The sequence below is a fragment of the Massilia eurypsychrophila genome (assembly GCF_002760655.1).
Lineage (GTDB): Bacteria > Pseudomonadota > Gammaproteobacteria > Burkholderiales > Burkholderiaceae_D > JAFCUW01.
The window spans coordinates 437,543-458,594 of the sequence record NZ_PDOC01000001.1 but is presented as its reverse complement, the minus strand read 5'-3'; the positions used below and the strand labels follow the sequence as shown (position 1 = coordinate 458,594).

The 21,052-nt window shown below is 62.6% G+C and carries 17 protein-coding genes and 1 tRNA gene; 8 read left to right on the top strand and 10 right to left on the bottom strand.

The window, feature by feature from the left end; all coding sequences use genetic code 11:
- The first annotated feature begins 161 nt into the window (after nucleotides 1-161).
- The 6 genes from CR105_RS02150 to CR105_RS02125 all read left to right on the top strand — a co-directional run bounded on the left by CR105_RS02150 (nucleotide 162) and on the right by CR105_RS02125 (nucleotide 5,236).
- Complete coding sequence (locus tag CR105_RS02150) at nucleotides 162-1,475, top strand: putative O-glycosylation ligase, exosortase A system-associated (protein ID WP_099786773.1); 1,314 nt, start codon at nucleotides 162-164, stop codon at nucleotides 1,473-1,475.
- A complete protein-coding gene (locus CR105_RS02145) occupies nucleotides 1,472-2,500 on the top strand; it encodes a polysaccharide deacetylase family protein (RefSeq protein WP_099786772.1) in 1,029 nt (342 codons plus the stop codon). Before CR105_RS02150 ends, CR105_RS02145 begins: the two co-directional genes overlap by 4 nt.
- A gap of 77 nt (nucleotides 2,501-2,577) precedes the next feature.
- Complete coding sequence (locus tag CR105_RS02140; protein ID WP_099786771.1) at nucleotides 2,578-2,826, top strand: acyl carrier protein; 249 nt, start codon at nucleotides 2,578-2,580, stop codon at nucleotides 2,824-2,826.
- Complete coding sequence (locus tag CR105_RS02135) at nucleotides 2,823-3,698, top strand: hydrolase 2, exosortase A system-associated (RefSeq protein ID WP_099786770.1); 876 nt, start codon at nucleotides 2,823-2,825, stop codon at nucleotides 3,696-3,698. Before CR105_RS02140 ends, CR105_RS02135 begins: the two co-directional genes overlap by 4 nt.
- Complete coding sequence (locus CR105_RS02130) at nucleotides 3,637-4,524, top strand: hydrolase 1, exosortase A system-associated (protein ID WP_229413551.1); 888 nt, start codon at nucleotides 3,637-3,639, stop codon at nucleotides 4,522-4,524. The genes CR105_RS02135 and CR105_RS02130 overlap by 62 nt, the downstream gene beginning before the upstream one ends.
- Nucleotides 4,525-4,594: 70 nt before the next feature.
- A complete protein-coding gene (locus CR105_RS02125) occupies nucleotides 4,595-5,236 on the top strand; it encodes a tetratricopeptide repeat protein (RefSeq protein ID WP_099786768.1) in 642 nt (213 codons plus the stop codon).
- 42 nt (nucleotides 5,237-5,278) lie between these two features.
- Here CR105_RS02125 and CR105_RS02120 read toward each other — a convergent pair whose 3' ends face one another.
- The 10 genes from CR105_RS02120 to CR105_RS02075 all read right to left on the bottom strand — a co-directional run bounded on the left by CR105_RS02120 (nucleotide 5,279) and on the right by CR105_RS02075 (nucleotide 18,806).
- Nucleotides 5,279-7,492 carry a VanZ family protein gene (locus CR105_RS02120; protein WP_099786767.1) on the bottom strand — a complete coding sequence of 738 codons (2,214 nt, stop codon included), beginning with the start codon at nucleotides 7,490-7,492 and terminating at the stop codon, nucleotides 5,279-5,281.
- Nucleotides 7,493-7,531: 39 nt separating this feature from the next.
- Nucleotides 7,532-8,968: a right-handed parallel beta-helix repeat-containing protein gene (locus tag CR105_RS02115; protein ID WP_099786766.1), complete on the bottom strand. Its 1,437-nt coding sequence runs from the start codon at nucleotides 8,966-8,968 to the stop codon at nucleotides 7,532-7,534.
- A 13-nt stretch (nucleotides 8,969-8,981) separates the two neighbouring features.
- Nucleotides 8,982-9,749 carry a YdcF family protein gene (locus tag CR105_RS02110; protein WP_099786765.1) on the bottom strand — a complete coding sequence of 256 codons (768 nt, stop codon included), beginning with the start codon at nucleotides 9,747-9,749 and terminating at the stop codon, nucleotides 8,982-8,984.
- Between the two features lie 8 nt (nucleotides 9,750-9,757).
- Complete coding sequence (prsR, locus tag CR105_RS02105; RefSeq protein WP_099786764.1) at nucleotides 9,758-11,119, bottom strand: PEP-CTERM-box response regulator transcription factor; 1,362 nt, start codon at nucleotides 11,117-11,119, stop codon at nucleotides 9,758-9,760.
- Between the two features lie 17 nt (nucleotides 11,120-11,136).
- Nucleotides 11,137-13,221 carry an XrtA/PEP-CTERM system histidine kinase PrsK gene (prsK, locus tag CR105_RS02100; protein WP_099786763.1) on the bottom strand — a complete coding sequence of 695 codons (2,085 nt, stop codon included), beginning with the start codon at nucleotides 13,219-13,221 and terminating at the stop codon, nucleotides 11,137-11,139.
- A 90-nt stretch (nucleotides 13,222-13,311) separates the two neighbouring features.
- Entirely contained in the window at nucleotides 13,312-14,712 is a 1,401-nt protein-coding gene (locus CR105_RS02095) for a TIGR03013 family XrtA/PEP-CTERM system glycosyltransferase (RefSeq protein WP_180288058.1), read from the bottom strand.
- Between the two features lie 113 nt (nucleotides 14,713-14,825).
- Nucleotides 14,826-15,872, bottom strand: a complete 1,047-nt coding sequence (locus CR105_RS02090) for an SDR family oxidoreductase (RefSeq protein WP_370660664.1) — start codon at nucleotides 15,870-15,872, stop codon at nucleotides 14,826-14,828.
- Nucleotides 15,873-15,927: 55 nt separating this feature from the next.
- Entirely contained in the window at nucleotides 15,928-17,217 is a 1,290-nt protein-coding gene (locus CR105_RS02085; RefSeq protein ID WP_099786761.1) for a nucleotide sugar dehydrogenase, read from the bottom strand.
- 487 nt (nucleotides 17,218-17,704) lie between these two features.
- Nucleotides 17,705-18,469 (bottom strand): NIDO-like domain-containing protein, encoded by a 765-nt coding sequence (locus CR105_RS02080; protein ID WP_099786760.1) that lies wholly within the window; start codon nucleotides 18,467-18,469, stop codon nucleotides 17,705-17,707.
- Between the two features lie 261 nt (nucleotides 18,470-18,730).
- Nucleotides 18,731-18,806, bottom strand: a tRNA-Arg gene (locus CR105_RS02075).
- A 193-nt stretch (nucleotides 18,807-18,999) separates the two neighbouring features.
- On the opposite strand from CR105_RS02075, the gene CR105_RS02070 reads away from it, so the two are divergent.
- Both CR105_RS02070 and rfbB read left to right on the top strand, forming a co-directional pair.
- Complete coding sequence (locus CR105_RS02070; RefSeq protein ID WP_099786759.1) at nucleotides 19,000-19,872, top strand: c-type cytochrome; 873 nt, start codon at nucleotides 19,000-19,002, stop codon at nucleotides 19,870-19,872.
- 136 nt (nucleotides 19,873-20,008) lie between these two features.
- Nucleotides 20,009-21,052, top strand: a complete 1,044-nt coding sequence (rfbB, locus tag CR105_RS02065) for a dTDP-glucose 4,6-dehydratase (RefSeq protein ID WP_099786758.1) — start codon at nucleotides 20,009-20,011, stop codon at nucleotides 21,050-21,052.

The window sequence follows — 21,052 nt, the reverse complement described above, 5'->3', positions numbered from 1 at the left end:
GAGCTTATCTGTTCGCCCAGCAACATACCATATTGCAGAAAATTGCAACGCAATCTTAACACTTGAAGAATAACAATATCAATTATGTGTTGCCAAACATTTCGTTATCGGTCGACAATGCAACTGTTCAGAACCCTAACGCATCCTCGCCGAGCGATCCCATGAGAGACATCATCATCACGCTGATCGTGTTCGGCTCGCTGCCCTTCATTTTCAAGCGGCCCTACATCGGAATCCTGATGTATATTTGGATCAGCGTGATGAATCCCCACCGGTTGAGCTGGGGCTTTGCATTCTCCTATCCTTTCGCAGCAATTGTCGCCGCCACCACCCTGGTCGCACTGCTGTTGACAAAAGATCCAAAACAGCTTCCCCGATCGTCCATCGTTTGGACGTATCTTGCTTTTTGCGTCTGGATGGTAGTCACCACGTTGTTTGCGTTCTTTCCGGCCGAGTGCACCGATCTGCTAATCCGCATGTGGAAAACGGCAGTAATGACGGTGGCGATGATCCTGCTGATTAAGACCCGCCGGCAGATTTACCTGGTTGTGTGTGCGCTGTGCCTGTCGATTGGCTACTACGGCGCAAAGGGCGGCGTATTTACCGTCGCGAGCGGCGGTGCGAGTACGGTGTGGGGGCCCGAGGGCAGCTATATCGAGGGCAACAACGAGGTCGCGCTGGCCTTCATCACAATTATCCCAATGATGTATTTTCTGGTACATGAGACGCCCAACAAATGGATCAAGCGGGGCATTCTCGCCGTAATGGCGCTGTGTGCGATGGCTGCGCTCGGTTCGTATTCGCGTGGGGCCTTAGTCGGAATCGTCGCCATGATGGGATACCTGTGGTGGAAGAGTCCAAAGAAAGCAGTGATGGGAACGGTAATGGTCCTGCTGCTGCCAGCGGCGATCGCATTCATGCCGGACAAATGGACCGCGCGAATGGATACTATTAATACGTACGAGCAAGATGAATCGGCAATGGGCCGCATTAACGCCTGGAAAATGGCGACCAACCTGGCCCTGGAGCGCCCACTGGTTGGCGGCGGTTTTCACATTTGGACCGGCAACATCTTCGCCCTGTATGCACCCAACCCGAACGATGTTCATGCCGCACACAGCATCTATTTCCAAGTGTTGGGGGAGCACGGGTTCGTCGGCCTCGGGCTGTACTTGCTGCTGGCTACCCTTGCCTTCAGGCGTTGTTCCTGGATAGTGCGCATGACGGCCAAACGCGATGACCTGAAGTGGGCCGCGACCCTCGGTACAATGATTCAGGTCAGCTTGCTCGGGTTTGCAGTGGGTGGCGCCTTTCTCAGCCTTGCGTACTACGACGTACCGTATTATCTAATGGCTCTGGTGGTGTGCACCGGCTATCTGGTCGAAAACACCTTGAAGGCTGAAGCGGCCGCGGCGCGCGCCTCGGCAAATCAACAGCCGCGCGCCGTTGCGGCGGCACCACAGGTACATGCATGAATCTGACTAACGCACTTACGACACGCGCCGGCGCCACCTCCGGTGGGCTCGGTGACGCACTGCCTTCACTGGCCTGTGGCGCCCTCAAGCAGCTCGGTTCGCTTCGGCCATTGCGAAACCGGCTGTCGATCCTGATCTATCACCGGGTCCTGGCGCGGCCGGACCCATTGTTCCCGGACGAAATCGATGCACCCCGCTTCGAGCAGCATTTGGCGTTCCTTAAAGCAAACTTCAACATTATTTCGTTGCGCGAGGCCGTCGCCGGTTTGCGCGACAACACGCTGCCGGCGCGCGCAGCCTGCCTGACATTTGACGATGGCTATGCCGACAACGCAGAGATCGCGCTGCCGCTGCTGCAAAAGCATGGGGTGCCGGCGACCGTGTTCGTGGCGACCGGCTTTCTCAACGGCGGACGAATGTGGAACGACACGATCATCGAGTTGATCCGCAATGCGCCATCAGTGATCGACTTGTCTGCTGTCGGCTACGGCGCGTTCACGCTTGACTCCATCGAGCAGCGCCGCCAGGCGATCACGGCCCTGCTCGGCAAGCTCAAGTATGTTCCGATGGAGCAGCGCCAGCAGCATGTTGATGCCATCGCCGCGCTCGTGCCTGTCGTACTGCCGAACGACCTGATGATGACCTCGGCCCAGGTGCGCCAGCTGCACAAGGCCGGAATCGAAATCGGCGGCCACACCGTCAATCACCCGATTATTGCGCGCCTGCCGTCAGCGGCGGCCCGGCAGGAAATTGCCGATGGCAAGCACGCGCTCGAAGCGTTGATCGACGCACCGGTGACCGTATTTGCCTACCCGAACGGCAAACCAGGCCAGGACTACCACGCCGAACACGTCGCGATGGTGCGCCAGCTCGGTTTCGAGGCGGCGGTATCGACGTCGTGGGGCGCGGCGCGGCCGGGCGGCGACCAGTTTCAATTGCCGCGCTTTACCCCATGGGACCGCGACCGGCTGCGCTTTACCTTGCGCATGATGAAGAACCTGCGTTCGGCTGGCGATACCGTCTGAGCAAATCGGCAACATCCCGTGTGGACTGTCCAGCTCGCCGCGGTGTACTATGACAGCCAATAAAAAATGGAGTTAGCATGTATCTTGAGGAAGTCAAAAATATCGTCGCCGATGTGCTCAGCCTGGGCGACGCGCGCAACACGATGACCGCCAGTTCGGGATTGCTTGGCAGCATCCCCGAGCTCGACTCGATGGCCGTCGTCACTCTCATCACAGCGCTCGAGGAGCACTTCGGCATCGTTGTCGAGGATGACGAAATCAGCGCCAGCACGTTCGAAACTCTCGGCAGCCTGGCCGCTTTCGTGCAGGAAAAGCTCGGCGAATGAAACCAGCGTTACCGGGTGCTAGCGCCGACCCTTTCTTTTTAGAGAGCAGTCCGGGCCAGCGCTTCTGCCTGTTCCATCCCCCCGCGCCTGGTCCCTGCCGCGGCGCGGTGCTGTACGTCCATCCATTTGCCGACGAGATGAACAAGTCGCGCCGCGTGGCCGCGCTGCAGGCGCGCGCCCTGGCTGCGGCCGGGTTTGGCGTGTTGCAGATCGACCTGTATGGCTGCGGCGACAGTAGCGGCGACTTCAGCGATGCGCGCTGGGATCTGTGGAAGCAGGACCTGGCGGCCGGCCACCAATGGCTTTCCGACCGCCTCGGCCAGCCAGTCAGCTTGCTTGGATTGCGCCTGGGCGCCCTGCTTGCGCTCGACTATGCGTGTGCCTGCGCCTTGCCGCTGGCGGGTCTGGTGCTGTGGCAGCCGGTGCAAAACGGCGCCATCTTCCTCAAGCAGTTTCTACGCCTGCTGACGGCCGGCGAGATCCTGTCGGAGGACAAGGAGAGCAATAAAAGCGCGGCCGGACTGTCGCTGCGCGACACCCTGATCGGTGGCCAGATGCTCGAGGTCGGCGGCTATGAAATCGCGCCCGAACTGGGCGCGGCGATCGACCGGCTGGACGCCGCCCACCTGGCCGTCACCACTTGTCCGGTCGCCTGGTTCGAGGTAGTATCGGCGCTCGACCGCCCGGAAAGTGTCGCCGTGACCAAGCTGACGGCGCGCTGGCGCGACCAGGGCGTGGCGCTGCAGATGCACCGGGCAGTCGTGACGGCATTCTGGGCGACCCAGGAAATTGCCGAGGCGCCCGACCTGGTTGCCGCAACCACGCAAGTTTTATTGCAGAATTCTCATGAACTATCAAGAACTTGGGCTTAAATTTGCCTGCCGCGACGAGGCCTTATATGGCATAGCCAGCGTGCCTGAACAACCGGCCAAACGCGGCGTGCTGGTGCTTGTCGGCGGCCCGCAATATCGCGTCGGCAGCCACCGTCAATTCACCTTGTTGGCCCGCTCGCTCGCCGAGCAGGGCTTCGCCGTGCTGCGGTTCGACTATCGCGGCATGGGCGACAGCGGCGGCGAGATGCGCGACTTTGAGCAAGTCGACGAGGACCTGCGCGCTGCCATCGACCAGTTCTTCGCCGCCGTTCCGCAGCTCGAGGACGTGGTGATCTGGGGCCTGTGCGACGGCGCGTCGGCAGCGTTGTTTTACGCAAATCAGGATCCGCGTGTGACCGGCCTGGTGCTGCTCAATCCATGGGCGCGCAGCGCGCAGGGATTTGCCAAGACCACGCTCAAACATTACTACCGTGCGCGCCTGCTCGACCCTGCGATGTGGAGGAAGATCGTGTTGCTGCGTTTCGATTACGGCGCCGCCGCCCGCTCGTTCTGGAACCAGCTCGCCACGGTGTTAGGCCGGGCCGCTGCCACTTCGGACAATACGCCATCCCGGCCTTCATTCCACACCCGCATGCAGACCGGGCTGGCGCGTTTCGACGGAAAAGTGCTGCTGGTGATCAGCGGCGCCGACTTGACGGCTAAGGAATTTCTCGACATGGCCAATGGCACGAGCCAATGGCGCGCGCTGCTCGACGCGCCCCGCATCTCGCGCCAGACCCTGGAAGCGGCCGACCATACGTTTTCGCGACGCCACTGGCGGGACCAGGTGTCCAGCTGGACTGGCGCATGGTTAACGACATGGTAAGCTCTGGCCGACGGGAACAGTTTTGTACATTATCGCCGCACGCAGGTGCGAGTCAATCACGGGGAAATCCATGAAAAAAAATGTGAGCTACGCCATTGCGTGCGCCTTGCTGGTGTTGGCGGGCCCGGTATTCGCCGCGAAAGCCAATTATTGCGGCGAATTGAAGAACCACTATGGACCATTCGATTTCCGCACTCGCGGGCCGGGTGGCTTTGACCTGGTCGAAGACGCGCACTTCACGGCGGACGTGGAAAAAGGGATTCGCGGCGTTTCCGGTCTGATCGCCGGCGACATCGACTACACCTTGCGGGCGATCCCAAACCATCCCCGGGCGCTTGAAACCATGGGCAGGATATCGCTGCGCGACAAATCCTTGCACATGCCGGGTGCCCGCTTCCCGACTGAATGCTATTTCATTCGCGCGATTCGATTCACCCCGGATGACCCCTTGGTGCGTGCCGTGTATGGCAACTATCTCGCTTCCCTCGGCAGGACGAAGGAAGCGATCGCCATGTTCGAGACGGGCGTCGAACTGGCGCCGGAGAATGCGACCATCAACTACAATCTCGGCCTGCAGTACATGAAGACGAAACAGTACGACAAGGCAGCCCAGTACGCCGACAAGGCCTATGCACTCGGCTTTCCACTGCCGGGCCTGCGCAACCGCCTGGCCCAGGTACGGCAGGGGTCGAACGAGCCTAAGCCTAAATAATCCATGAGTTACGGTGCCTTACCGCACGAAAAGAAGGCGTAATCAAGACGCGGCCGGCAGCGGCCGCAATCTCCTGGCCAGCACGATGCCGGCGACCACCGCGGCCAGCGCAGCCAGGTACAGCGCGCCCCAGCGGGCGAACAGCTCCGGCGCCGCCAGCAAGGTGGTGCGGTCGGCGCCGAGTAGAAACTGCAAGCCGCCGAACACCCTGCCGCCGTTGATTACCACCGTCTCGATGGCATGGTTCAGCAGCATCCAGCTGGCGCCCAGCAGCGCCGCAGTCGCCGCCGCCATCACCGGCAAACGACCCAGCCCTCCTCCGATCAGCACCGCATTGGCGGCGAACAGCGCCACCGCCAGCGCCAGGTAGAATGCGCCGCCGTCGACCACCAGTTCGGTGAGATTATCGGTGATCGCCCAGTCCAGCACGACGTACTTGGCCAGCACCCAGAACGGCAGCAGGCACAGTACCAAGACGATGACGCGCGCGCGCCGGTCGCGCCGTGCGATCACCGCCAAGCCGATCACCAGCGGGATCGCAAACACCGCGTACAGCGCGACGAAGCGCACCAGCCGTTCGGCCGCGTCGACCGCAACGCGCGGCCAGCCGGCCAAGCCGGCACGCCAGGCCTCGCCCCAGTAATTGTCGTCGACGACGCGGCGATACAGGTCTGGCGCGCCGATGATCTTCTCGAGCATGATGGCCGGCGTGGCGATGTTGACCAGTGCGTAGCTGACCAGCGCCAGGCCGATCACCATCAGCGGCGTCCAGAAGGCGCCGTGGCGGCGCCGCGCATCGAGCTGCAGCACCGCGCGCGCGGCCAGCCACGGTCCGCCGCCGAGCCACAGCAGCGCCAGCGAAAACACCGCCGCACCCGCGAGCGCATGCTCGCCGAACAGCTTTTTCAGGTTGTACGGAATACCGGGCAGCTGCAGCACCAGCCACATCGCCAAGGTCAGCACGGCGGCGGTGGCGGCCAGCGGCAGCAGCGGATGGCCAGCACGCGTCGACTGGCTCTGCGGCGGCGATAGCGGCTCCACCGCAGCGACGGGTGCCTCCCCACCCGCGCCGGCATGCAGGGCGACGGCAGCCGGCACCAGCATCAGCGCAATCGCCAGCGTGGTGGTGTCGCCGTGCACGCCAACCAGCGCCACGCGCACCCATTCGAGCACCAGCAACAGCAGCACCACCAGCGCGCTCCACAACAGCGGGCGCTGGCGCCAGCGTGCCGGCCCGGCCATCCCGGCCCACAGCATGGCGCCGATCGCCAGCGCCTCGAATGCCGCCGGCGGCACTTCCTTGAGCACGCCGCGCCAGACCAGGTGCGAAAACGGCGTCAACGTGAAGCCGCCATCGAGCGCCTGGCCGCGGTACGGCGTGAGCACGGTGATCAGGTAGGCGCCGAGCGCCAGCGCAAAGGCGAGGTCGTGGCTGCGCGCGCTGACGCGCCGGCCGACGACGAAGCCTGCCGCCAGCCCCGCCACGATGCCGAGCAGCGTTTCGCGCCGCAGGCTGCCGTAGGCGACCAGCACTTCGAGGCCGACCGCCACCACGCCCAGGCCGATCACGCCGGCCACAGGGCGGCGCAGCATGCCGATGCGCGTCACCGCAATGCCGACCAGGGTGGCCGCCAGGCCGTGCTGGAACAGGCGCATTGGTTCGAAAGGCGGGGCGAACACCACCGACTTGACGTGCGCGCGCAGCAGGCCGATGTCGAGCGTGGGCACGAACGGGAACGACTCGTAGAGGAACCACAGCAGCACCAGGCACACCAGGAACAGGTCGCGGTGTGCGGTGTCGGCCGACAGCTGGGCGCGCAACGCATGGCGCACACGCGCGGCCACCAGCAGGCCGACGGCGAGGCCGGCGGTATTCCAGAACGCGTCCGCCACCGACGCGATGCGGCTCGGCAGATACAGCTGCAGCAGCTGGATGCCCAGCGCCAGCAGCAGCACCGCCAGCAGCACGGCGGTGGCGCGCGCGGCGTAGCTGCGAAACGCCAGGTGCACCGCGACGCCGAGCGGCAGGAACAGGATGAAGTTGTCGGTCGCGTCCGCGCGGTTGGCAAAAATGCGCGACTCGGCGAAAAACATTTCGAGCGACTGCGCCTGGCCGGAGAAATCGAACGGGAACAGCGAACCGTAGACGATGAACGCCACCACCGCCGCCAGGAACAAGCGCGCCGGCAGCGTCGATACCGCAGGCGGCCGTACGTGGTGTAGGCGGGACTTTAACGCCGGGCTGATTTCAGACATGGTTCATCCTGGCCGTGAGATTGAGATAGGTCGCCACGATCATGGCGCCGCTTTGTGCCTGCACCGGGCCAGGTCTTCAAACGCGCCCAACGCCGCCAGTTGCGGCCGCGCGGCCGCGCACAAGTCAGGCAGCGCTGGCGTGGGCGCTGTGCGGCGCGGTGGCGCCCCGCGCCATGCCAGTACCGCCGCGCCATCGGTGGAAAACAGCCGGCGCACCGGATGCTGGCCGACGAACAGCGCCGCCGCCACCGTCGTGCGGTTCTCGCGCAGGCGCAATAGCGCACCGTCGCGTTGAACGATCTGGCCATCGACCAGGTTGCCCTCGATGTCGCCGGTGGAACCGGCAAAGCGCGCCTCGATGCCGCTGGTGTCGAGCAGCGTATTGTGCAGCACCTGGCTGCGCGCGGCGCCGTTGAGGTAAATGCCGGCGTCGGAACACGACGCCACCAGGTTCGACTGGATCACTCCCTGGTCCTGCTCGGTGATGCATTTGCTGTCGCGGCAGTATTGCTTGCCGCTGCCGCCCCCGCCTAGCGACAGGCCGACGCGCTGGCCGGCCAGGCCGCGCAGGCGCGACTCGCAGATGACGACGTTTTGCTCGAACACGTTGCGTGCGCCGCCGCCCTTGGCAAATGCGCCGTAGCTGATGCGGTCGCCGCCGCCCTTGACGAAGTCGCTGATCAGGTTGCGCCGGATGGTCCAGCCGTTCACCCCCACCATGTCGATCACCGTGACGGCGCCGGCGGTCTCGCGCACGCTGGCATTGGTCAGCGTATTGCCTTCGATCAGGCCGTCATCGGGAAAGCGGCCCTGCTCGCCATTGATCTTGAAATGGGCGTTAAAGTCGGAGATGGTGTTGTTGACCGCGGTGAAGCGAACGGCGCCGCCCACCACATGGAACGCGTGCTGGCAATCCGGCTGCGCCGTGCAGGCGCCGCGCACCGTCAGGTTTTCCACCCGCCAGTCCGGCCCGGTGACGACGACGCCCTGCGCGGTCGCGAAATCGATCAACACCGTATCGGCCCGCCGCGCGCGCAGCGTGATCTTGCTGTCGGGCCGCCCCGGCTGCGCCAGCGACAGCGTCTGGCTGAACTTGTAGTGACCCGGCAGCATCGTCAGTACGTCGCCCGGCAATGCTTGCGCAATTGCGCTGCGCACTTCCGTGGCGCTGCCGAGCAAGACTTCGCGGCCAGTTTGCCGTGACGCCATCGCCCGCGGCAGTGCGCCGATGCCGGGTATGGCCAGTGGCGCGCCGTCTCCGCGGTCGAGCGTGGTCAAGGTCCGCGCCACCCAGCCGGCGCTGTTGGTAAGCAGCGCAGGGTGGCCTTCGGCATGGCGATCGATATGCCTGGCCAGCGCACGTGGGGCGACCCCGGCCGACTGCACCACCACGGCCGCAACGGCGCCGGCAGCGACCAGCGCCAGCAAGGCAAGGGTCGACCAGGTGCGGACAGCGCGGTGACGACGTGGATACATGGAGCTTGCCCGGTTAGTTGTCGGTGAGGGCATACCAGGCCAGCCCCAGCCACTCGTACAGCGCGGCATGCGAGCGGCGCAGGCCTTCGGCCGATGGCCACAGCCGCAGCGGTCCGAACGGGCCAGGCTCCTGGTAAAACGTCGGGCCCGGCGTGACGGCGATGCCGGCGCGCTCGAACGCCAGGCGCGCGCGCCGCATGTGCACCGCATCGGTGACAAGGATGACGTGGCCGATGCCGGCCCGCTTGAGGATCGCGGCCGAAAAGCGCGCATTTTCCGACGTATTGCGCGACGCAATTTCAGTCCAGGTGACGGGAATCTGGAACTGGTTTTCCAGCACCCGCCGCGTAATGATCGCCAGCGGCACTTCGTTGGCGAGATCGGTGGCCATGCCGCCGGTTACCAGCAGCGGCAGCTGGCGGCTGCGAAAAAGGTGGGCGGCATAGCTGATGCGCTTGAGGGCGGTGAAGTCGGGCACCGGCTGCAGGCCGTATTCAGGGCTGTTGCGCACGCGCCCGGCCGTCAGCATGACGATTGCCTGCGCCGGCGACGGCCCGGCGCCAAGGGCCGGCTCGAGCGACTCGAGCGGATGCACGACCAGCCAGCTGCCCACACCGGTGGACAGCACATACAGCAGCGCCAGCGACACGCCGCACAGCGCCTTGCCGAGGCGCGGCCGGCGCCGCCACACCAGCAGCCCGAGCGCGGCGAGCGCGAACATGCCGCCAGGCGGCAGTACCAGCAGCTTGCACGCCGTTGCCAGCACCGTCGTCAGTCCCATGGGCCGGCTTAGCCGGGCGACTTGATGCCGTGCCGTCCCAGCAGGTCGTACATGGTCGGGCGGCTGATGCCTAGCATCTCGGACGCCTTGACGATGTTGCCGTCGACGCGCGCCAGCGCCTTGACGATCGCCTTGTACTCGGCCTCGTCGCGCACTTGGCGCAGATTTAACGGCTCTTCCTCCGGCGCCGGGCCGTTCAGGCCAAGGTCGTCGGCGGCGATGTACTGGCCGTCGGTCATGATGACGGCGCGCTTGATGCAGTTTTCCATTTCGCGCACATTGCCCGGCCAGCCGTATGCTTCGATGGCGCCGATCGCCTCGTTGGAAAAGTGCAGCGCGGAGCGCGATTCCTGCGCGCTGAACTTGTTCTTGAAGTGGTGCGCCAGCAGCGCCGCGTCGCCGACGCGGTCGCGCAGCGGCGGGATGGTAACGACGATCTCCGACAGGCGGTAATACAAGTCTTCGCGGAAGCGCCCGGTGGCGGTCAGGTCGCGCAGCTTCTGGTGGGTCGCGCAGACGATGCGCACGTCGACCGGAATTTCTTCATGGCCGCCGACGCGCTCGACCACGCGCTCCTGCAAGAAGCGCAGCAGCTTTGCCTGCAGCGCCATCGGCAGGTCGCCCACTTCGTCGAGGAAGAAGGTGCCGCCGTGCGCCAGTTCGACCTTGCCCTTGGTCTGCTTGGCCGCGCCCGTAAACGCGCCCTTTTCGTAGCCGAACAGTTCGCTCTCGAGCAGGTTTTCGGGAATCGCCGCGCAGTTGATCGCCATGAAGCGGTTCGACGCGCGCGGGCTCAATGCATGCAGCGCGCGCGCCAGCACTTCCTTGCCGGTGCCGCTTTCGCCGAGAATCATCACCGACGCCGACGTCGGCGCCACTTTCTCGATATTGCGGCACACCTTGAGCATGCCGGCGTCGCGCGAGATCACGCCCGACATGGGCGAATCGGCCTGCGACTGCTGCATGCGGCGGTTTTCCTGCTGCAGCGCGTTGAGGAAAAAGGCGCGTTCGATCACCAGGCCCAGCACCTCGGGGTCGCACGGCTTCTGGTGGAAGTCGTAGGCGCCCATGGCGATCGCCTTGACGGCGTTGCCGCGCTCCTGGTTGCCGGTCAGGACGATGACGCGCGTGTCCGGCGCTAGCGCCAGGATCTGCTGCAACGTGGCCAGCCCTTCGGTCGAGCCGTCCGGATCGGGCGGCAGGCCCAGGTCCATCGTCACCACCGCCGGCTCGTGGCGGCGGATCTGCGCCAGCGCGCTTTCGCGGTCGCCCGCCACAACCACGTCGTAGGCGTCGAAGCTCCACTTGAGCTGCTTTTGCAGGCCGGGATCATCCTCGATGATCAGCAGTTTTTGTTTGGTTGTCGTCACGGCAAATCCTTAGGTACTCATGCTGCCTGATTGAGGGTGTGCGCGTCCTGCCGCTCTTGCTTTAGCAGCGGCAAGATGATGGTAAACGTGGAACCGCGGCCCCGCTCGCTGGTCACTTCCAGCGTGCCGCCCAGTTCCTCGATATATTCCTGGCTTTCGAAGGCGCCGATGCCCATGCCGGCCGACTTGGTCGACTCGAACGGCTTGAACAGGCGCTCGCGGATGAAGTCCTCGCTCATGCCCTCGCCATTGTCGGTGATGCGGATCAAGACGCTCTCGCCGCGCCTGGCCAGGCCGATCTCGACGCGGCCGTCGCGCGCGGTCGCCTCGATCGCATTCTGGATCAGGTGGCCGACCACGCGCTCGAGCCGCTCCCAGTCGGCGCGCACGGTCAGGCCGGCGTCGGCCACCGTCAGCGCCGGCTGCGGCTCGAAGCCGCCCTTCATCGCGACGGCCTGGCGCAGCAGGCGCTCGATCGGCAGCGCCACCGGATTTTCCGGCGTCACCGTGCGGCTCAGCTTTTGCAGCAGCAGCTTCATCTTCTGCACTGAGAAATTGACCGTCTCGATCATGTCGTTCTGGAATTCGGGGTTGTGCTTGTGACGCTCGGCGTTCGACATCAGCAAGGATAACTGCGACACCAGGTTCTTCAGGTCGTGCACGACGAAGGTCGACATCCGGTTGAACGACTCGAACTGGCGCGCCACCATCAGCGCGTTGGCCGCCTCGTACTGGGCCAGGTAGCTGGCCGCCTGGTTGCCGGCAATTTTAAGCAGGTCGATCACTTCCCAGTTCAGCTTGATGGCGCTGCGCGGCTGCATCAGCAGCATGAAGCCGAACAGGCGGCCCTGCATCATCAACGGCACCACCAGCCAGCCGCGCGGGTAGGCCTGCAGCCAGGCCGGCATCGCCACGTCGTCGTACTTGCTGGGCCACTCCTCGTATTCCTGCAGGTCGACCACCCACTCTTTACTGTCGAGAAACTGGCAGAACGGCGAATCGGCCGGCTCCGACACCATTGCCGGCGCCACCTGCCAGTTGGCGGCCGGCTCGAACAAGCCGGACTCGCGGCGGATCCACATCAAGCCGGCCGAGCTCTCGACCAGCGCGCCGACCGCCTGCACCGCGCGGTCGCCCAGCCCCGGACCGGGCTTCGACAAGGTGCTGGTAAAGCGCAGCCACTCTTCGCGGTAGTCGTAGTTGTAGCTGTAGAAGTGCTTGCTGATGAATACGCGCAGCCAGGCGCGGAAGGAGCCGGAAAACAAGATGCCGAGCAGCAGGATGACGGCGCCGAACAGGAACGTCACCTGCATCACCGAGCCCCAGCTGCCGCCGAAGTAGCGCAGGTAGTAGCCGGCCGAGCCCATCGTCAGCAGGTAGATCGCCGAACCGAACAGCGCGGCCGAGTGGAACATGACGCGGCGCGACACGGCCAGCTCGGCCGACCAGGACGCGCTGCGCACCACCGACACTGCAATCAAGGGCACGGTCAGCGCGTTGACGGCGCCGCGCGCGGCCCAGATGTCGGCATTGACCTTGTGGAACAGCATGGCGTCGCTGTACAGGTAGAAATCGTAGGCGAACATGGCGCCGATGCCAAGGCAGGCGAACTTGATCGCCCAGCGCTCCTGCTCCGGCTTGTTGCGGTACAGCTGCTCGACCAGCAGCATGCCCAGCACCGCCATGCCCATCCGCCCCGCCACGCCCGGCATCAGGCCCGACTCGCTGACCAGCTCGAGGCGGAAATAGCCGAGCAAGGTGGCGCCGAAGAACAGCACGTAGAAGGCGATGATCAGGGCCAGGCTCGGGCGCAGCCGGAACGGCAGCTTGCTGTCCTTGTCTTCGAAATGGCCGAGCAGGATGATGAGGAAGGCGGACCAGGCGCCGTTGCGCAGGATCTCGACGCTGTCGGTGGCGACCGACCACTGGATCGGGTGCAGCGCTTCCCACGCCAGCAGCGCGTTCGACCCGGCGGTGATGGCCGACGCCAGTACCAGCACGCGGCCGTGGGCGCGGCCACGCCAGGTGGTCGACAGCAGCACGCTGAGCAGCAAGAACGCCAGCGCGGCGGTCGCATAGCTGAAGCTGGCGATGGTGGTCAACGTGGACCGTCCATCTGTTCAGCGATTGTGCGCATGCGTTGTTCCCGGTTTAAGTCGACATCGAAGGTGGTCGGCCGTTCGGCGATGCGCTTAGCGGCCGCTGCGAAACAGCACCACCTTCAGCGTATCGATCAGGATCAGGATATCCAGGAACAGGCTGTTATTCTTCACATAATACAGGTCATACTGCAACTTCTGCAAAGCATCCTCGGCCGAGGAGCCATAGCCGTAGCGCACTTGCGCCCAGCCGGTGATGCCCGGCTTGATGCTGTGGCGCACGTTGTAGTAAGGAACCACCTCGATCAGCTGTTCGACGAAGAATGGCCGCTCGGGGCGCGGGCCGACAAACGACATCTCGCCCTTGAACACGTTGAGAATCTGCGGCAGTTCGTCGATGCGGACGCGACGGATGAAGTTGCCGATGCGGGTCACGCGCGGATCGTTCTGCGCCGCCCACTGCGGCTTGCCGCCTTTTTCGGCGTCGTTGCGCATGCTGCGGAACTTGAGCACGTTGAACGACTTGCCGTCCAGGCCCACCCGTTCCTGCGAGTAGAAAATCGGCGCGCCGTCTTCCAGGTAGATCAGCAGCGCGGTCACCATCATCACCGGGAACGACACGGCCAGGATGATCGTCGAGCAGATCAGGTCGAAGCCGCGCTTCATGAAGATGCGGAAGAAACTCTGGTCGAAGCCGCCGCCAAACACCAGCCACGACGGCTGCAGCGAGTCGACCCGGATCTGGCACGTTTCGCGCTCGAAGAAGGTGGCCGCGTCGGTCACCTTGACGCCCTGCAGCTTGCAGTTGAGCAGCTCCTTGATCGGGAAGCCGCCGCGCCGGTTCTGCACCGACACCACGATTTCGCTGACGTTGTGCTGGTTGGCCAGCGATACCAGCGAATCGCCGTCGCGGATCGTCAGCAGGCTGTCGGCCGGCACGCACAGCTCCTCGGACGGACTCGGGATGAAGCCGGCGATGTCGTACTTGTGGTACTTGTTGTTCTGTTTCGCCAGGTCGGCGCATTCCTTGGCCAGCGGCCCGCCACCGAGGAAGATGATGCGCGACTCGAAGAAGCGCTGCTCGGACGTCTTGAAGAAGATGATGCGGGCGAGGAAAATGCCGCAGGCGGCGATGACAAACACCAGCAGCAGGATGCCGCGGCCGAAGTACAGCTCCGGGGCGACATAGAACACCAGGGTCAGGATCGCGAAGCCCATCAGGAACGACGGCATCAGCTTCAGGAAAAACGGATTGCGCAGCCCTTCGCTGAAGTTGAGCTGGTACATGCCCATTGCGCTCATGCTGAAGATGATGGCGCCGGCAAAGGCGACGGCGGAAATGAAAAAGTGTTCCAGCTGCGGCGTGGCCGGCGCGCCGGGGTCGAGCAGGCGCACGGCCGCGCCGGCGTAGGCGGCGCCAATGAGCACCAGCACTTCGACGAACAACAGCACGAAGACGATCTTCGATACATAGTGATTCGAAATTTTTAACACGTTAATCTCCCGCTTTCTTCTTTGCCGCTCCGCGCTGCATCAGGCAAGTGCCTGTCCGCAATTCAGAAGCGGCAATTTCATTTGAGCGATCACTTGCTGTATCAATTGCTCAATCACTTGCTGTCTTTGGTCAGGCTGTCGACATACCAGTCCATCGCCTGCTTCAGGCCTTCGCCAATACGGTGGGTCGGCGCAAAACCGAGCAGCGTCTGCGCCTTGCTGATGTCCGCTTGCGAATGACGCACGTCACCGGCGCGAAAGCCCGCATGTTCCGGCTTGTGCTCGAGCACATGGGGGAAGCGGTCGCGCAGCAGTTCGCACATCATCGCGTGCAATTGGTTCAGGCTGGTGCGCTGATTCAGCGCCACGTTGTACACCTGGTTGACCGCGCCCGGCTGGTCGGCCAGCGCGGCGAGCAGGTTCGCCTGCACTACATTATCGATAAAGCAAAAATCGCGGCTGGTCTCGCCGTCGCCATTGATGAACAGCGGCTTGTTGCCGATCAGGGCGGCGATCCACTGCGGAATCACCGCGGCGTAAGCGCCATGCGGATCCTGGCGTGGACCGAAAACGTTGAAGTATCGTAATCCGATCGTCTCGCTGCCGTATGTGCGCGCGAACACATTTGCATACAGCTCATTCACGTATTTGGTCACCGCGTACGGCGACAGCGGGTTGCCGATCACCGGCTCCTGCTTCGGCAGGTCCGGGTGGTCGCCATAGGTCGAGCTCGAGGCGGCGTAGACAAAGCGCTTGACCTTGGCGTCGCGGCTGGCGGTGAGCATGTTGAGGAAACCGGTGACGTTGGTCTCGTTGGTGGCGATCGGATCCTGGATCGAGCGCGACACCGAACCGAGCGCGGCCTGGTGCAGCACGAAATCGGCGCCCTGGCAGGCGCGCGCGCAATCGGCCAGCTGGCGGATGTCGCCGTTGACGAAGTCGAAGCGCTGCCAGGCATCGGCGCCGACCAGCTGTTGCACCTGGTCGAGGTTGTGCTGGTGGCCGGTCGCGAAATTGTCCATCCCGGTGACGCGCTGGTTCAGCTTGAGCAAGGCTTCGACCAGGTTCGAGCCGATGAAGCCGGCCGCGCCGGTCACCAGCCAGTGGTAGCTATGCGTGCTGAGGTGCTGCTGGATGTCGTTAAATTTCGTCACTGTTATTCCTGGTTGATGCCGGTGCCGCCGCAAGCCGCGCCGGCACCGTTACTGCAAAGCCTTACAGGCGCCAGACGCTAAAACCTGCTTCGGTGATCGCCTTCTGGTCGAACTGCGATTTGACGTCGATGAAGCAGCCGCCTTCGTTCAGTTTCGATTGCAGGTCCGACAGCGGCCGGGCCAGCAGTTCCTTGTGCGATACCGCCGCGATGATGGCGTCGGCGCGCGGCAGGTCTTCCCAGCTGACCAGGTCGATGTCGTATTCGTGCTTGGCTTCAGCGGCGGACGCCACTGGATCGTAGACGTGCACATCGACGCCGTACGATTTCAATTCGTAGACGATGTCGGCCACTTTCGAATTGCGCAGGTCCGGGCAGTTTTCCTTGAACGTCAGGCCGATCACGTTGACTTTCGAGCCTTTGACGTGGAAACCGGCGGCGATCATCGACTTGACGGTTTTCTCGGCAACGAACTTGGCCATGCCGTCATTGATGCGGCGGCCTGCCAGAATCACTTGCGGGTGATAGCCGATCATTTCGGCCTTGTGCGTCAGGTAATACGGATCGACGCCGATGCAATGGCCGCCGACCAGGCCCGGGCGGAATGGCAGGAAATTCCACTTGGTGCCGGCCGCTTTCAGCACTTCCAGCGTATCGATGCCGATCTTGTCGAAAATGATCGCCAGTTCGTTCATCAGCGCGATATTCAGGTCGCGCTGGGTGTTCTCGATAACCTTGGCCGCTTCCGCCACCTTGATGCTGGAGGCGCGGTGCACGCCGGCGGTAATGATCGATTCATATAGCTGGGCGACCAGTTCGAGCGTTTCGGCGTCGTCGCCGGAAACCACTTTCAAGATCGTCGTCAGCGTGTGTTCCTTGTCGCCCGGATTAATCCGCTCAGGCGAAAAGCCGACGTGGAAATCTTCTTTCCATTTCAGGCCGGAGTGCTGTTCCAGGATCGGGATGCAGACTTCTTCGGTCGCGCCCGGATACACGGTCGACTCGAAAATGACGATCGCGCCCTTTTTCATGTGCATGCCGACGGTCTTGCTGGCGCCGGCCAATGGCGTGAAATCCGGATTGTGTGCCTGGTCGACCGGGGTCGGTACCGCCACGACGATATATTTGGCATCAGCCAGCGCGGCCGGATCGGTGCTGACGGACAGCTGGTCGGCCGCTTTCAATTCCGCCGACGACAATTCGCCGGTCGGATCGATATATTTTTTGTAGCTTTCGATCTTGCTGCTGGAAAGATCGAATCCGATCGTCGTGCGCTTCTTGCCAAATTCGACTGCCAGCGGCATGCCAACATATCCAAGTCCCACCACTGCTACGATGTCATCAAGTTTCATTTTCCAGGTTCCGTTCGAAAATCAGTTTTGCAATTATATTAACAACAAATATATCACAGAAATACATGCGCCACGTCAAAAAGCAATTAAATTTGTCCAAAAGAAACAACACCCAACCGAATCCGTTGTCATCATGCTATGCGGGCACCGACAACTTCGGCTCCCCCGCTGAACCAAACCTGCGCGCGCACCGAAAAAAATCCCCTATCGGCTGCAAAAATAATGCGCCGCTAAGGGATTCGCGGGCTGCACTGGATCTCTAGAGAACCTAATGTTGCTCCTTGCGCAGCAAAAACTGCTGTGAAAGCACATCCACAGCGTTTGAGGATGCAATTCTAGCACCGACACATGAGAATGTTTCCAAACGATATGTGTCTGTCGTGTGCGGGCGACGCGATGTTGAATACCGGGTTCTGCGACCGAACAGCGTTGAGGGTGTGGAAGATCGACCAGGCAAAAAAAAGGCCGCACATGGCGGCCCTCAATATCAGGTTGCAGATCGAGGTCGGAGTCGAAATCGGCAGGCGGCCAGCGCGGCCATTCCAACGCCAATTAGCATTAGCGACGCCGGCTCAGGCACACCGGCAGGCGGCGGCTCGACAGTACCGCCGCCCTCCAGGGTATAAAAGCGCGGCGCATTATTACTCAACGTGATTCCGGGAACATCCGACGCAAAGGAGACCTCACGGGGGTCGACCGTGATTAGTCCATCACCGAAGCCTGCGGATACGAGGTTGCTATCGTTGATATCGCCGTAGAAAAACCCCAGTTGGCCTTCGCCCGCAGGAATGCTCTTCTGATCAGACCGGACCAGCAGTTGAAAAGTGCTCCGCATTGTGTTGTCACCACTATGAAATACCATTTCATAGGTGACGATTATTTCGCCGACGGTCAAATTGTTGACGTACACGTTCGATTCGCTGTCGGCAGTTGTGTCTAGATCGGTGAACAGCCCCGCGATCATGGGGCCAACCGTCTGTGTATCGATAGGTTGCGTGTCGAATCGGGTGTGGGGAGCGTCGAAAGTCAGGTAACCGTTACTGCTGATATACAGTCCGGTGTAGTTGTTCCCGAAAAAATTAATCGATTGCCCGCCGCCGAACAGTGTGGGAGTCGAACTTGCGCAATCGTCGCAGTCACTCAACTCGGCAACCAACCCGCCGTAGTTCGTCGTGAACAGCCCCGCGTTCGCAGCTGGTATCCACGCGAGCGCTCCGACTGCAATCAATAGAACTCGTAATATTTTTCTCATACATCCCCCGGATCGACTTTGCTTACCAAAAATAGTAGAAGCAAGAAGCAGGCCAACAGATATATTGCTGCGTTTACAATCACTTGACGCTTCCGGTGCAAAGCAGCTGTAAGATATTTCGACACCCTTTGGCGCGGAGACGGCTGCCTCAGTACGGCAAAGGATAAATGAACAAACCTGGAAGAGAGCAAAGCCGGGGCAACCGCTGGTGGCAGAGCTGCCTGACCTGTAAGAGCCTGGCTGGGTCGAACGCTGGGAATTTGGTGCGGCTGGCGGGGATCGAACCCACGACCCTTGGCTTCGGAGGCCAATACTCTATCCACTGAGCTACAGCCGCGTAGGGGGAATATCTGAAGAGATGCGAAGGATACAGTTTTTCCGTCGCGCCGTCCATGGAAAGTGTCGCGGCAAGGGCAATTTCCGTTCCAAAACAAGGGCATTGCGTCTATAATCGCGGGTTTGGCGAGTGTTTGCATATCTCAAACAAACCACTCCGGCCCGGCAGATTTCAAAATTGTATTAAGGACATCATGAGCGACGCACACAACGAACACCACGAATCCGCGATCCGTACGCCAAAGCAGCTAGTTGCTGCCGTGGCCGGCTTCTTCCTGGTCACCGTCATCGGCATCATTTTGCTGGTGTCGTTTGTCACCACCAGCAAGCTGACCGGCGAGGGCACCGAGAGCCAGAGCGCGGAAGCGATTGCGGCGCGCCTGCGTCCGGTGGCCGAAGAGGGCTTCACGCTGAAAGACGTCAACGCACCGAAAGTGCTGCAGTCGGCCGAATCCGTCTACACGGCCATCTGCGCCGCATGCCACACCAGCGGCGCCGCCGGTGCTCCTAAGCTCGGCGACGCCGCTGGCTGGGCGCCACGTATCGCGCAAGGCTACGACACGCTGCTCAAGCACGCTATCGAAGGTATCCGCGGCATGCCTGCCAAAGGCGGCAACCCGGACCTCGACGACGTGGAAGTGGCCCGTGCAGTGGTCTACCTGGCCAACCAGTCCGGCGGCAAGTTCAAGGAGCCTGCAGTGCCGGCAGCGGCGCCAGCCGCACCAGCGGCCACCGCGCCAGTGGCGGAAGCTCCTGCTGCAGCCGCACCGGCCGCAGCAGCGCCGGCGCCAGCCGCCGCCGCACCGAAGCTCGCTGTCGATACCGGCAAGAACGTCTACAACGCCTCGTGCGTGGCTTGCCACGGCGCAGGTATCGCCGGCGCGCCGAAGCTCGGCGACAAGGCAGCCTGGGCAGATCGCGTCAAGCAGGGCGACGCACTTCTGTACGAGCACGCAATCAAGGGCTTCCAGGGCAAGGCAGGCATGATGCCACCAAAGGGCGGCTCGACCGCTTCGGACGACGAAGTGAAGGCAGCAGTCGACTACATGACCGCCGCAGTGAAATAAGTCATTCGCTTGACGCAAAATACCGCTCGGTTGCATGAGCGGTTTTTTTTCGTCGGCTCGTTCTGCCGCAGTAGACTGAAATGGGCACGACGCTTACGATGACTGCGCGTGCGACGATCCACAGAGAGGCGGCGGGATGATCTTAGTAACCGGAGGCGCTGGATTCATAGGCGGGAATTTTGTAATCGATTGGCTTGCCGGCTCGGCCGAGCGCATCCTCACCCTCGATAAGCTGACTTACGCCGGCAACATGGCTACGCTGTCCAGCGTGAACGGCGACCCGCGCCTTATCTTTGTGCAAGGCGATATCGCGGACCAGCCACTTGTCACACGCCTGCTGCGTGAACATCGTCCGCGCGGCATCGTTCACTTCGCTGCCGAGTCGCATGTCGACCGATCGATCGACAGCCCGGCGCCATTCATACAGACCAACATCGTCGGCACCTTTCACTTGCTGGAGGCGACACGCGCCTACTGGAGCAGCCTCGACCCCGACGCCAAGGCAAGTTTTCGCTTCCTGCACATATCCACCGATGAAGTCTACGGCGCCTTGAGCGACCCTGCACCTGCATTCCGGGAAACGGACCGCTACGCGCCGAATAGCCCGTATGCTGCGAGCAAGGCCGCTTCCGACCATCTGGTGCGCGCTTATCACCACACTTACGGCCTGCCCGTCGTAACGACGAATTGCTCCAACAATTACGGCCCCTATCACTATCCTGAGAAGCTGATCCCGCTGATCATCCAGAATGCGCTCGCTGGTCGACCGCTTCCACTGTATGGGGACGGCCGGCAAATTCGCGACTGGCTTTATGTAAAGGACCATTGCGCCGCCATCCGGCGCGTGCTGGACGTCGGCACTCCCGGCGAGACGTACAACGTCGGCGCCGGCTGCGAAATGTCCAACCTCGATGTCGTCGGCACGGCCTGCGCGATTCTCGACGAGCTTAAACCCAGGGCCGATGGACAGTCTTATGCGGCGCAGATCACGTTTGTCGCCGACCGTCCCGGCCACGACCGCCGGTATGCCATCGACGCCGGCAAAATCGCACGCGAACTTGGCTGGCAAGCGCGCGAGACCTTCGCCAGCGGCATGCGCAAGACGGTGCTGTGGTACCTGGAACATCAGGACTGGGTGGCCGCCGTCACTGGCGGTGCGCAACAAGAGCGCGGCGTATGA